Source organism: Klebsiella sp. RHBSTW-00484, from assembly GCF_013705725.1.
Classification (GTDB): Bacteria; Pseudomonadota; Gammaproteobacteria; order Enterobacterales; family Enterobacteriaceae; genus Klebsiella.
On record NZ_CP055481.1, the window covers coordinates 1,038,846 to 1,051,632 of the forward strand.

Here is a 12,787-nt window from a genome sequence, read left to right on the forward strand (position 1 = left end):
GGGCGTCATGACTCAGCAGGAATTTCTCTCTCGTCGCCAGGCTCTGCTGGCACAGATGCAGCCAGGCAGCGCAGCGCTAATTTTTGCTGCACCGGAAGCGGTACGCAGCGCAGATTCGGAATATCCCTACCGGCAAAGCAGCGACTTTTGGTACTTCACCGGCTTTAACGAGCCAGAAGCGCTCCTTATCTTGATTAAAAGCGACGAAACGCATAATCACAGCGTTCTGTTTAACCGCGTGCGCGATCTGACGGCGGAAATTTGGTTTGGCCGTCGTCTTGGTCAGGACGCTGCGCCGGAAAAACTCGGCGTCGACCGCGCCCTGGCGTTTAGTGAAATCAATCAGCAGCTATTCCAGATACTTAACGGCCTCGATGCTATTTATTTTGCACAGGGTGAATACGCTTACGCAGACGAAATTGTGTTTAACGCGCTGGAAAAACTGCGCAAAGGCGTGCGCCAGAATCTGCAAGCGCCGAACTCGGTGATTGACTGGCGGCCGATGGTGCATGAAATGCGCCTGTTTAAGTCGGCGGAAGAACTTGAGGTGATGCGGCGAGCTGGTGAAATTTCCGCGCTGGCCCACACCCGCGCCATGGAAAAATGTCGCCCGGGCATGTTTGAGTATCACCTTGAAGGCGAAATCCTTCACGAATTCAACCGCCATGGCGCGCGCTTCCCTTCCTACAACACCATCGTTGGTGGCGGCGAAAATGGCTGCATCCTGCACTACACTGAAAACGAATGTGAACTGCGCGACGGCGATCTGGTATTGATCGATGCCGGCTGTGAATATCGCGGCTACGCGGGCGACATCACCCGAACTTTCCCGGTTAACGGCAAGTTCAGCCCGGCGCAGCGCGAGATTTACGATATCGTCCTCGAATCGCTGGAAACCTCGCTGAAGCTCTATCGTCCCGGCACCTCAATTCACGAGGTTAACCAGCAGGTCGTGCGGATTATGATTACTGGCCTGGCGCGTCTGGGGATCCTCAAAGGGGATATCGACGAGCTGATTGCCAACAACGCCCATCGTCCTTTCTTTATGCATGGTCTGAGCCACTGGCTTGGCCTCGACGTGCATGATGTCGGCAACTATGACGTAGACCGTTCGCGCATCCTCGAACCAGGGATGGTGCTGACCATCGAACCGGGACTCTATATTGCGATGGATGCCGATGTTCCGGCTCAGTATCGCGGTATCGGCATTCGTATCGAAGATGACATCGTGATTACCGAAGACGGCAATGAGAACCTCACCGCTGGCGTGGTGAAAAAAGCGGATGAGATTGAGGCGCTGATGGCGGCGGCACGCCAGCCATGAGCGTGCTGATTGTTGGCGGCGGAATGACCGGCGCGACGCTGGCGTTAGCCATTTCTCGCTTCACCAGCGGCACGTTGCCGGTGCATCTGGTAGAAGCGACAGCACCGGAATCCGCGCAGCATCCGGGTTTTGATGGCCGCGCTATCGCCCTGGCCGCCGGCACCTGCCAACAGCTGGCTCGGGTGGGTATCTGGCAAGAGATTGCCGACTGCGCTACGCCTATTCAGCGTGTCCACGTCAGCGATCGCGGCCATGCTGGTTTTGTGACGCTCGATGCTCAGGAGTATGGCCTGGCGGCATTAGGCCAGGTGGTTGAGCTGCACGATGTGGGCCAGCGCTTGTTTGCGCAACTGCGCAAAGCGCCGGGCATTACGTTGCACTGCCCGGCAAAAGTTGAAGACGTCAGCCGCAGCGGGGAGGGCGTAAGCCTGACTCTGGACAGCGGCGAGGTTCTCCACGGTAAACTGCTGGTGGCGGCAGACGGCTCTCGCTCCACTCTGGGGGCTCGTTGTGGCATCAGCTGGCAGCAGCAACCCTATGAACAGTTGGCAATTATTGCCAACGTTAGCACCGCTCTGCCTCACAACGGCCGCGCCTTCGAACGCTTTACCCAACACGGCCCGCTGGCGATGCTGCCGATGTCGCAGGGGCGCTGCTCGCTGGTGTGGTGTCATCCGCAGTCGCGGCAAGAAGAGGTGCTGAGCTGGTCTGACGAACGTTTTTGCCATGAGCTTCAGCAAGCGTTTGGCTGGCGACTCGGTCAAATTACCCATGCCGGAAAGCGCAGCGTTTATCCGCTATCGCTGACTTCGGCCACCCGCACGGTTGCGCATCGTCTGGCGCTGGTCGGCAATGCGGCACAAACGTTACATCCTATTGCCGGACAGGGTTTTAACCTCGGTCTGCGCGATGTGATGAGCCTGGCGGAAATGCTGTCGCAGGCGCAGGCCGCTGGTCAGGACCCGGGCGATTACTCGCTTCTGAACCGCTATCAGGCGCGGCGCGCCGATGACAAAGCCGCCACTATCGGCGTGACCGACGGGCTGGTGCATCTGTTCGCCAATCGCTGGGCGCCGCTGGTCGCGGGGCGCAACCTGGGCCTGATGGCGATGGAATTATTTACCCCGGCGCGAGATGCGCTGGCGCAGCGTACCCTCGGTTGGGTCCCCCGTTAAGGAGTAAAACGTGCAAAGTGTTGATGTCGCCATTGTTGGCGGTGGGATGGTTGGTCTGGCGGTTGCCTGTGGTTTGCAGGGGAGCGGGCTGCGCGTGGCGGTGCTGGAACAGGCAACCCCTCAGCCGCTGGGTATGGATGCGCCACCGGCGTTGCGGGTATCGGCGATTAACGCCGCCAGCGAGAAGCTGCTGAGCAAACTGGATGTCTGGCAGGATATTGTCGCCCAACGCGCCAGCCGCTACCACGGTATGGAAGTGTGGGACAAAGACAGTTTTGGTCGCATCAGCTTTGATGACCAGAGCATGGGATTCAGCCACCTCGGGCATATTATCGAAAACGCTGTGGTGCACCATGCCCTGTGGCAGAAAGCTCAGCGCTGTTCCGATGTCACCCTGTTGGCCCCGGCTCAACTGCAGCAGGTCGCATGGGGCGAGAACGAGGCTTTTCTGAGCCTGCAGGACGGCAGCATGTTAACCGCCCGGCTGGTGGTTGGCGCTGACGGTGCCAATTCATGGTTGCGCAACAAAGCCGATATTCCTCTGACTTACTGGGATTATCATCATCATGCGCTGGTTGCCACTATTCGTACCGCAGAGCCGCACGAAGCGATTGCGCGTCAGGCGTTCCACGGCGAAGGGATTCTGGCGTTCTTGCCGCTGAGCGATCCGCATCTCTGCTCTATTGTCTGGTCGCTGTCTCCTGAAGACGCGAAGCGGATGCAGCAGGCGGACGAAGTCGCTTTCAACCAGGCGTTGAATATTGCTTTCGATAACCGCCTTGGCTTGTGCTCGGTGGAAAGCGAGCGTCAGGTTTTCCCGCTGACGGGCCGCTATGCGCGTCAGTTCGCCGCCCATCGTCTGGCGCTGGTTGGCGATGCTGCTCACACCATTCATCCGTTGGCGGGGCAGGGTGTCAATCTTGGCTTTATGGATGCCGCCGAGCTGATTGATGAGCTCAAACGCCTGCATGCGCAGGGAAAAGATATTGGTCAGCATTTGTATCTGCGTCGCTATGAGCGCAGCCGCAAGCATAGCGCCGCAGTGATGCTGGCAGGAATGCAGGGTTTTCGCGAGATGTTCTCCGGCAGCAATCCGGCGAAGAAGCTGCTGCGCGATATCGGCCTTAAGCTGGCGGACACGCTGCCCGGTGTGAAGCCGCAGCTTATCCGTCAGGCAATGGGACTAAACGACCTTCCTGCCTGGTTACGTTAAGCCCATCACACTTCTCTCTCCCGGCCATCGCGCCGGGTCTCCCCGCTCATTTGAAATAATCTAATCTCACCTCTTTTTTCGCATTAGTTTTATTAATGTTACCTTTTTTTTGTTATAGAAATTAGGTGCGTAATTTCGCATAAAATATCATTACCCTCTGTCTTTAAGGTTCATTACATTGTTTTTATGTGGCGTCTATCGCTTTAATTTAGTTGATAACTCTGTAGGCTCATCGGCGGATTTTGGTCATAAGCTAATGTGATGTCCTGATTCAGCTTATGGTTTACTCCCGGTATCGGTGGTAAGTTCTGGCCAAAGAGAACGTTTGCGTCGACGTCCGTTAGCGATGTCGACGGCGGATTTCGTGGCGCAAAATCGCCAAAAATAGTGGCTGGTTCCGTTTTATTCGATGAGGAAAAGATGGCTCAACAGACTCCGTTGTTTGAACAACACACGCTATGCGGCGCGCGCATGGTGGATTTCCATGGCTGGATGATGCCGCTGCATTACGGATCCCAGATTGATGAGCATCATGCGGTGCGCGGTGATGCCGGGATGTTCGATGTGTCGCACATGACCATCGTTGATTTCCACGGCAGCCGCATCCGTGAATTCCTGCGTTATTTGCTGGCTAACGACGTGAATAAGCTCACCACGCCGGGCAAAGCGCTCTACAGTGGGATGCTAACCGCTTCTGGCGGCGTCATCGATGACCTGATTGTCTATTTCCTTTCTGAAGATTATTTCCGCCTCGTTGTTAACTCCGCCACCCGTGAAAAAGACCTTGCCTGGATAACTCAGCAATCTGAATCTTATGGTCTTGAAATGACCGTGCGTGACGATCTTTCACTGATTGCCGTACAGGGTCCGAAGGCGAAAGAAAAAGCAGCGACGCTGTTTACCGATGAACAGCGCCAGGCGGTTGCAGGCATGAAGCCGTTCTTTGGCGTGCAGACGGGCGACCTGTTTATCGCCACCACCGGCTATACCGGCGAGGCGGGTTATGAAATTGCGCTGCCGAACGAGCAGGCGGTGGATTTCTGGCGCGGTCTTCTGGATGCAGGCGTTAAGCCATGCGGCCTGGGCGCACGCGACACGCTGCGTCTGGAAGCGGGGATGAACCTGTACGGCCAGGAGATGGACGAAGGCGTATCTCCGCTGGCGGCGAACATGGGCTGGACCATTGCATGGGAGCCCGCGGAGCGTAATTTTATCGGCCGCGAAGCGCTGGAGTTACAGCGTGAAAAAGGCACTGAGCAGCTTGTTGGCCTGGTGATGACCGACAAAGGCGTCCTGCGCGGCGGCCTGCCGGTGCGCTTTAGCGATGCCGAGGGTAATCAGAAAGAAGGCATTATCACCAGCGGCACCTTCTCCCCAACGTTGGGCTACAGTATTGCGCTGGCACGCGTACCGGAAGGCATCGGCGAAACCGCCGTGGTGCAGATTCGTAACCGTGAAATGCCGGTAAAAGTGACTAAACCTGTTTTTGTACGCAACGGCAAAGCCGTGGTGTGATTTCCCCTTTTGGAGATGAATTGATGAGCAACGTACCAGCAGAACTGAAATACAGCAAAGAACACGAATGGCTGCGTAAAGAAGCTGACGGCACCTATACCGTCGGGATCACCGAACACGCACAGGAGCTGCTTGGCGATATGGTCTTCGTTGACCTTCCTGAAGTGGGCGCCATCGTCGAAGCAGGTGCTGACTGCGCGGTTGCCGAGTCTGTGAAAGCGGCTTCCGATATCTATGCCCCCATTAGCGGCGAAATCGTTGCCGTTAACGAAGAGCTGAATGACTCTCCTGAGCTAGTGAACAGCGAGCCGTACACCGACGGCTGGATCTTCAAAATCAAAGCCAGCGACGAAGCTCAGGTTGCCGCTCTGCTGGATGCCACTGCGTACGAAGCGCTGTTAGAAGACGAATAAATACGCTTCATTCTTCACGTTGCAGGTGTGTTGGCTGCGCTCGCTCACCCCAGTCACGTACTTATGTACGCTCCTGGGGATTCACTGACTTGCCGCCTGCCTGCAACGCGAATTATTTTGCGTATTCAGATAAGTAGAGACACCTACGATTCACCGCACGTTTCAGGAACCATCGCTCATGACCCAGACTTTAGGCCAGCTTGAAAACCGTGACGCCTTTATTGAACGTCACATCGGCCCGGATGCCCAGCAACAGCAGGAGATGCTGAAAACCGTTGGCGCCGACTCGCTTAACGCCCTGATTGGCCAGATTGTGCCGCAGGATATCCAGCTGGCGACGCCGCCGCAGGTGGGCGAAGCAACTACTGAATTCGCCGCGTTGGCGGAGCTGAAGGCGATTGCCGGTCGTAACAAGCGCTTCAAGTCGTACATCGGCATGGGCTACAGCGCCGTGCAGCTGCCGCCGGTTATTCAGCGCAATATGCTGGAAAACCCAGGCTGGTATACCGCCTATACGCCTTATCAGCCGGAAGTCTCTCAGGGCCGACTGGAATCTCTGCTGAACTTCCAGCAGGTCACGCTGGACCTGACGGGCCTGGATATCGCCTCGGCTTCGTTGCTGGATGAAGCCACCGCCGCGGCTGAAGCAATGGCGATGGCCAAACGCGTGAGCAAACTGAAAAACGCCAACCGCTTCTTCGTTGCCGCCGATATCCATCCGCAAACCCTGGACGTGGTGCGCACCCGTGCGGAAACCTTTGGCTTTGACGTGATTGTCGATGATGCTGATAAAGTCCTCGACCACCAGGATGTCTTCGGCGTACTGCTGCAACAGGTCGGTACCACGGGTGAAGTGCATGATTACAGCAAGCTGATCGCGGAACTGAAAGCGCGCAAAGTGATTGTCAGCGTCGCCGCCGATTTTATGACGCTGGTTCTGCTGACCGCTCCGGGCAAGCAGGGCGCGGACATTGTCTTCGGCTCCGCTCAGCGCTTCGGCGTACCGATGGGCTACGGCGGCCCGCACGCGGCCTTCTTTGCCGCAAAAGATGAATTCAAACGCTCCATGCCGGGCCGTATTATCGGCGTATCGAAAGATGCGGCGGGCAATATTGCGTTGCGCATGGCGATGCAGACTCGTGAGCAGCATATTCGCCGCGAGAAAGCGAACTCCAATATCTGTACTTCCCAGGTGCTGCTGGCTAACATCGCCAGCCTGTACGCCGTATTCCACGGCCCGGTAGGCCTGAAGCGTATTGCCAGCCGTATTCATCGCCTGACCGATATTCTGGCCGATGGCCTACAGAAAAAAGGCCTCAAGCTGCGTCACGCGCATTACTTCGATACCCTGTGTGTGGAAGTTGCTGATAAAGCAGCGGTACTGGCGCGGGCGCAAGTGCTGCAGATCAACCTGCGCAGCGATATTCACAACGCCGTCGGCATCACGCTGGATGAAGCCACCACCCGCGAAGACGTGCAGAACCTGTTCCGTGCCATCGTTGGCGATGATCATGGTCTGGATATCGACACCCTGGATAAAGACGTGGCGCTTGATAGCCGCTCGATCCCGGCCAGCATGCTGCGCGACGATGCGATCCTGACCCATCCGGTATTTAATCGCTATCACAGCGAAACCGAAATGATGCGCTATATGCACTCGCTGGAACGCAAGGATTTGGCGCTGAATCAGGCGATGATCCCGCTGGGCTCCTGCACCATGAAGCTGAACGCCGCCGCTGAGATGATCCCGATCACCTGGCCGGAATTTGCCGAGCTGCACCCGTTCTGCCCGATAGAACAGGCGGAAGGTTATCATCAAATGATCGCCCAGCTTGCCGACTGGCTGGTCACCTTGACCGGTTACGACAGCGTTTGTATGCAGCCGAACTCTGGCGCACAGGGCGAGTACGCGGGCCTGCTGGCGATCCGTCATTACCATGAGAGCCGTAACGAAGGGCATCGCGATATCTGCCTGATCCCGGCTTCTGCCCACGGCACCAACCCGGCTTCCGCGCAGATGGCGGGGATGCAGGTGGTCGTAGTGGCCTGTGATAAAAATGGCAACATCGATCTGGCAGATCTGCGGGCAAAAGCGGAGCAGCACGCGGACAACCTCTCCTGCATTATGGTCACCTATCCGTCTACCCACGGCGTCTACGAAGAGACGATCCGCGAAGTGTGCGAAATCGTGCATCAGTTCGGCGGCCAGGTTTACCTCGACGGCGCGAACATGAACGCGCAGGTCGGCATTACCTCTCCAGGCTTTATCGGCGCGGACGTATCGCATCTCAACCTGCATAAAACCTTCTGCATTCCGCACGGCGGCGGCGGCCCGGGTATGGGGCCGATTGGCGTGAAATCACATCTGGCGCCGTTTGTTCCGGGCCATAGCGTGGTGCAAATCGAAGGTGTGCTGACCCGTCAGGGCGCAGTTTCCGCCGCCCCGTTCGGCAGCGCCTCGATTCTGCCGATCAGCTGGATGTATATCCGCATGATGGGCTCAGAAGGGCTGAAGCAGGCGAGCCAGATGGCGATTTTGAATGCCAACTACATCGCCACCCGCCTGAAAGACGCGTTCCCGGTGCTGTATACCGGACGCGACGGTCGCGTGGCGCACGAATGCATTCTTGATATTCGTCCGCTGAAAGAAGAGACCGGCATCAGCGAGTTGGACATCGCTAAACGCCTGATTGACTTTGGTTTCCACGCGCCGACGATGTCCTTCCCGGTAGCGGGTACGCTGATGGTTGAGCCGACCGAATCGGAAGGCAAAGCCGAGCTGGACCGTTTTATCGATGCGATGCTGGCGATTCGCGGCGAAATTGACCGTGTGAAAGCCGGTGAGTGGCCGCTGGAAGACAACCCGCTGGTTAACGCTCCGCATACCCAGGGCGAACTGGTGAGCGAGTGGAACCACCCGTACCCCCGTGAGCTGGCGGTATTCCCGGCAGGGCTGAACAATAAATACTGGCCGACCGTGAAGCGTCTGGACGATGTTTACGGAGACCGTAATCTGTTCTGCTCTTGCGTCCCGATGAGCGAATACCAGTAATCTGCTGATTAGACTATCTTTTAAAGGCGCTGCGGCGCCTTTATTTTTTGGGGGAATGGCATGACGATAGCATTAGTGACGGGCGGCAGCCGCGGAATAGGTAAAGCGACGGCGCTGCTGCTGGCGCAGGAAGGTTATACCGTGGTGGTGAATTATCACCAGAACAGTGAAGCTGCGACCGGCGTGGTGAACGAAATTATCGCCTGCGGCGGAAAGGCCGTTGCGCTGCAAGCGGACGTCAGTGATGAAACACAGGTGGTGGCGATGTTTGAGGCTGTCGATCGCCTTGGCGAACCGCTCTCGGCGCTGGTCAATAACGCTGGCATTTTGTTTACCCAGGGGACGATTGAAAGCCTTTGCGCCGAGCGGATTAACCGGGTACTGGCGACCAACGTCACTGGCTATTTTCTTTGCTGCCGGGAGGCGGTAAAGCGGATGTCGCACAAGCACGGCGGTAAGGGTGGGGCGATTGTTAACGTTTCATCAGCGGCCTCGCGCCTGGGCGCACCGGGGGAATATGTGGACTATGCCGCGTCAAAAGGCGCGGTAGATACCCTGACCACTGGCCTGTCGCTGGAGGTTGCGGCGCAGGGAATTCGGGTCAACGGGGTTCGTCCTGGCCTAATTTATACTGAAATGCATGCCAGCGGCGGTGAACCGGGGCGCGTGGATCGCGTGAAGTCGATGTTGCCGATGCAGCGCGGTGGTCAGCCAGAAGAGGTCGCCCAGGCCATCGTCTGGTTGCTGAGCGACAAAGCCTCCTACGTAACCGGCAGCTTTCTGGAGCTGGCGGGCGGAAGATAATCCACAACGCCTTCCCGGAGGCGGCGCTGCGCACCTGTCCGGGCTGCAAAACTGAACCTGCTCCCGGGTTGCGGCTAACGCCTTACCCGGGCTACGGGACCGCAGACGGCTGTGAACCCGTAGCCCCGCTAAGCGTAGCGCGAGCGGGGGAGATGCGCTACGACGCCATCCACAGCCGCAGGCGCATCCCCCAACCGCTGGTCCAGCCGCTGGTGACCGACTTCACCTCGCCGCGCGAAATTACGACCAGAGTTGGCGTCACCTGCACATCCCACTGCTGTGAGAGCTGACCGCTGGCGTCGTTTATCGTCGGTAACGCCATCTTTTTATGCGCCAGCCACTTCTCCAGGGCAGCGTTATCGCCGGAGCGCAGCGCCACGGTTATAACGTTACTGCCATCGTCAGCCAACGCGGCTACCGATGGCGTGGTGTAACGACATACGCCGCACCATGTGGCCCAGACGTACAGCAGCAGCGGACGTTCGTGGCTCATCGCCGCCAGGTCGACCGTCCGGCCATCAAGGGTTTGCAGCGGTGTGCTGGTGAAATTTTGCGGCAATGCGGGTTTACGCACGTAATCCACCGCCAGGCTTATCGCCACCCCAATCAATAGCAAGACGATCCCCTCGCGCAGCCAGCGCGTTAATTTACTGCGCATCCGCTTTCGCCAGCTGTTCTTTCACCAGCCCCTCCAGATCTGCTTCGGGGATTGCGCCCGCTACCATCTCGTCGCCGATAATGGTGGCCGGTGTGCCCTGAATATTCAGTACCTGCGATAAAATCAGGTTCATCTTCAGCGACTCCATGGTTTTCTCATCGATCTTCACCCCGTCGGTGGCGGTTTTCTGCTGCGCGGCGTGAATGCTGGCATCATCGTGATAGCCCTTTTTCGCCATCAGCCGCTGATGCAGCGTCCAAAACTTATCTGGCTGCTGCTGCCAGGTTGAGAGCGCGGCTTTGGCTGCGTTGACCGAACTTTGCCCCTTAAACGGCAGTAGCTTCACAATCAGTAAAACGTCAGGATTATCATGGACGATTTTCTCCAGCATTGGGTCGAACTGCTTGCAGTAAGGGCAGTTGTAATCCGTGAATGAGACGATGGTCAGTTTCGGCTCTTTGGCTCCCATACGCGGGCTTAAGGGATCGTTAAACAGCAGCCTGGCGAGCTGGTCATCGGTGGACGATTCCGGCGCGGCCATGCTAAATGTTGCTATGCACAGCAGCAGTAATGCGGTGATGATTCTCATGATTATTTTCCTTTCGCAGCGGATAGGGTGGCGAGAAGCTCTTCTCGATTTAATAGCGCAGGCAGCGTCTGGCCCTGCGGTAACGCCGGTCCATAAACCTGATTGAACGGTACGGCGGCGCTGCCGCGAGCGGTCAGAAACTGGCTAATGGTGTCCGACGGTCGACTCCAGTCGCCGCGCAGCGCCACCACATCCGGGGCTGAGAGCGCCTCCTGTACCTCATCACGAAGCAATACGTTGTATTTATTGGCTTTACAGGTCACGCACCAGTCGGCAGTTACATCGACAAACACTCGCTGATGATTTGCCAGCGCGTCGGCAATCGCCTGTTCACTGAGCGGTTGCCAGTTGACGCGATCGCGGCGCGAGCCCTGGCCTTCCGGTGGTGAAATCAAAGCAACCGCGACCGCAATCACCAGGGCCAGCGCTGCGGCCTGTAGCGCCGTACGCCAGCGGTAGCGCCAGGCCGTCGCCAGCAGCAGAACGAGAGCCAGAATCACCAACAGTGCGAGCACCGGCAGGCGACCTATGTGCACCGTCAGCAGACTTACCAGCCACAGCGACGAGGCGAGCATCATCAGCCCGAGAATGACCCGAACGCGGTTCATCCAGCGGCCTGGGCGAGGAAGATGTCGGGTGAAACCGGGCCAGGCGACAATCAGCAACCACGGCAGGCTCATTCCCAGACCCATCGCGAAGAAGATCCCCCACAGCAGCGGTAGTGGCGCAACGAGCGCCACCGATACGGCTGTGCCGAGAAACGGCGCGGTACACGGCGTGGCGAGAAGCGTGGCGAATGCCCCTTGGCAGAAGTGGCCCAATAAACCGCTTCCGCCGCGGGTGGCCAGAAACGTGCTGGTGTTAGAGGTGAGGCGAAACTCAAACAGCCCCATCAGGCTGGCGCTGAACAGCACCATCACCATCGCCATCGCACCGATAAACCACGGATTCTGGAACTGAATGCCCCAGCCCAGCGCCTGATTGCCCAGCCTTAACAGGGTCATCATCAGCGCCAAAACGAGGAAAGAGGCGATAATCCCGCCAACGGATGCCAGGAACTGGCGTCTTATTACCCCGCGCTGCTGGTTAGCGCTTTGCACCAGCGTGCCCAGCTTCATGGCCAGTGCCGGCAGCACGCAGGGCATCACGTTGAGGATCAGGCCCCCGGCCAGCGCCATCAGCAGCACCCACCACAGGGACAGTTCCGGTGCAGCGGTCCCCTGAACAATGGCAACCCGGCTCTCCTCGGCCTGACCGCCCTCGGCAAGCACCAGCGATAAAGTCTTACCGCTGAGGTTTGGCGCAGCATCGCCCCAGCTATCGGTGACCGGCAGCGTGGCGATAAGCGTATTCCCCTTGATGGCGAAGGCGGGCTTGCCGAAATCCACGTCATCCATACTGTCGATAAATAGCGAAGGCTGCTGCCAGCCTGATTCGCGAACGGCGGTGACCGTTAACTTACCGCTGATATAGCTGGCGCTACGCTGCGAGGTCAGGCCGTCCGTCAGCGGCAGAGTGCCTATCGCCCGGGTGAAGTCGTAGCGAAAATCGCTTCCAGCGGGGGAGGTCATATCCAGCGAGAAGGGATAGTCGGTGAGAATACAGACGTTGCTACAGGTGGATAGCGTCAGCACACCGTGCAGGGTTTCCGGCAGCGGGCCGCGAATCTCCAGTGGGAAGCTGACGTTGCCGTGATAGCCCTGAGTAGAAATCCCGGCGACGTCAAAGCGCTGCGGCGTTGGCCAGTGCCAACTGACATCAAGCGGTTTTGACCAGGTTATTGCCGGAGCAATTCCCCCCTCACCCGGCGAGCGCCAGTAGGTTTTCCAGCCCTTTTCCAGCGCGACGTCCAGCAGCAAGCGCGTTTCGCCGCTGCTCTCATTTTGCGCGCGCAGCCTGACGCTGGCGTGTTGATTATCGGCGGCGCGTAACCAGCCGCTGTCGGCGGCCTGACTGACGGGCAGCCATAGCCAAAGCAGGCAGACCAGTAGTCGCCTGAATACCATAAGCATAAATTTTCTCCGTAAATGAATGATTAACCTGA

Annotated in this window: 10 protein-coding genes; 7 read left to right on the forward strand and 3 right to left on the reverse strand. The window is 57.9% G+C overall.

Going from position 1 to position 12,787, the window contains the following annotated elements:
- The first annotated feature begins 7 nt into the window (after positions 1-7).
- From pepP to HV213_RS05075, 7 genes are all read left to right on the forward strand, one after another.
- Positions 8-1,324, forward strand: coding sequence for a Xaa-Pro aminopeptidase (pepP, locus tag HV213_RS05045; protein ID WP_181484923.1), 1,317 nt, complete (start codon positions 8-10; stop codon positions 1,322-1,324).
- Positions 1,321-2,499, forward strand: a complete 1,179-nt coding sequence (gene ubiH / locus HV213_RS05050) for a 2-octaprenyl-6-methoxyphenyl hydroxylase (RefSeq protein ID WP_181484924.1) — start codon at positions 1,321-1,323, stop codon at positions 2,497-2,499. The genes pepP and ubiH overlap by 4 nt, the downstream gene beginning before the upstream one ends.
- 10 nt (positions 2,500-2,509) lie before the next feature.
- Complete coding sequence (ubiI, locus tag HV213_RS05055; protein WP_181484925.1) at positions 2,510-3,712, forward strand: FAD-dependent 2-octaprenylphenol hydroxylase; 1,203 nt, start codon at positions 2,510-2,512, stop codon at positions 3,710-3,712.
- 420 nt (positions 3,713-4,132) lie between these two features.
- Positions 4,133-5,227, forward strand: a complete 1,095-nt coding sequence (gcvT, locus tag HV213_RS05060) for a glycine cleavage system aminomethyltransferase GcvT (RefSeq protein ID WP_181484926.1) — start codon at positions 4,133-4,135, stop codon at positions 5,225-5,227.
- A gap of 23 nt (positions 5,228-5,250) precedes the next feature.
- On the forward strand, positions 5,251-5,640 hold the full coding sequence (gene gcvH / locus HV213_RS05065) for a glycine cleavage system protein GcvH (RefSeq protein ID WP_110276721.1): 390 nt from the start codon (positions 5,251-5,253) through the stop codon (positions 5,638-5,640).
- A 178-nt stretch (positions 5,641-5,818) separates the two neighbouring features.
- Positions 5,819-8,692: an aminomethyl-transferring glycine dehydrogenase gene (gcvP, locus tag HV213_RS05070; protein ID WP_181484927.1), complete on the forward strand. Its 2,874-nt coding sequence runs from the start codon at positions 5,819-5,821 to the stop codon at positions 8,690-8,692.
- Between the two features lie 60 nt (positions 8,693-8,752).
- The gene (locus HV213_RS05075) at positions 8,753-9,496 is read left to right on the forward strand and encodes an SDR family oxidoreductase (protein WP_181484928.1); all 744 of its coding nucleotides are present in this window, start codon (positions 8,753-8,755) and stop codon (positions 9,494-9,496) included.
- A 157-nt stretch (positions 9,497-9,653) separates the two neighbouring features.
- Here HV213_RS05075 and HV213_RS05080 read toward each other — a convergent pair whose 3' ends face one another.
- Genes HV213_RS05080 through HV213_RS05090 form a run of 3 tightly spaced genes read right to left on the reverse strand, consistent with a single transcriptional unit; the run spans position 9,654 to position 12,755 of the window.
- Positions 9,654-10,154: a protein disulfide oxidoreductase gene (locus tag HV213_RS05080; protein WP_181484929.1), complete on the reverse strand. Its 501-nt coding sequence runs from the start codon at positions 10,152-10,154 to the stop codon at positions 9,654-9,656.
- Positions 10,144-10,743 carry a DsbA family protein gene (locus HV213_RS05085; RefSeq protein ID WP_181484930.1) on the reverse strand — a complete coding sequence of 200 codons (600 nt, stop codon included), beginning with the start codon at positions 10,741-10,743 and terminating at the stop codon, positions 10,144-10,146. Before HV213_RS05085 ends, HV213_RS05080 begins: the two co-directional genes overlap by 11 nt.
- Positions 10,744-10,745: 2 nt before the next feature.
- A complete protein-coding gene (locus tag HV213_RS05090) occupies positions 10,746-12,755 on the reverse strand; it encodes a protein-disulfide reductase DsbD family protein (RefSeq protein WP_181484931.1) in 2,010 nt (669 codons plus the stop codon).
- Between the last annotated feature and the right edge of the window lie 32 nt (positions 12,756-12,787).

Excerpts from the sequence above, each read along its gene's own strand:
- gcvH (WP_110276721.1), top strand. The coding sequence starts at position 5,251 with ATGAGCAACGTACCAGCAGAACTGAAATACAGCAAAGAACACGAATGG.
- HV213_RS05075 (WP_181484928.1), top strand. The coding sequence starts at position 8,753 with ATGACGATAGCATTAGTGACGGGCGGCAGCCGCGGAATAGGTAAAGCG.
- ubiH (WP_181484924.1), top strand. The coding sequence starts at position 1,321 with ATGAGCGTGCTGATTGTTGGCGGCGGAATGACCGGCGCGACGCTGGCG.
- pepP (WP_181484923.1), top strand. The coding sequence starts at position 8 with ATGACTCAGCAGGAATTTCTCTCTCGTCGCCAGGCTCTGCTGGCACAG.
- HV213_RS05085 (WP_181484930.1), bottom strand. The coding sequence starts at position 10,743 with ATGAGAATCATCACCGCATTACTGCTGCTGTGCATAGCAACATTTAGC.
- HV213_RS05090 (WP_181484931.1), bottom strand. The coding sequence starts at position 12,755 with ATGCTTATGGTATTCAGGCGACTACTGGTCTGCCTGCTTTGGCTATGG.
- gcvP (WP_181484927.1), top strand. The coding sequence starts at position 5,819 with ATGACCCAGACTTTAGGCCAGCTTGAAAACCGTGACGCCTTTATTGAA.
- HV213_RS05080 (WP_181484929.1), bottom strand. The coding sequence starts at position 10,154 with ATGCGCAGTAAATTAACGCGCTGGCTGCGCGAGGGGATCGTCTTGCTA.
- gcvT (WP_181484926.1), top strand. The coding sequence starts at position 4,133 with ATGGCTCAACAGACTCCGTTGTTTGAACAACACACGCTATGCGGCGCG.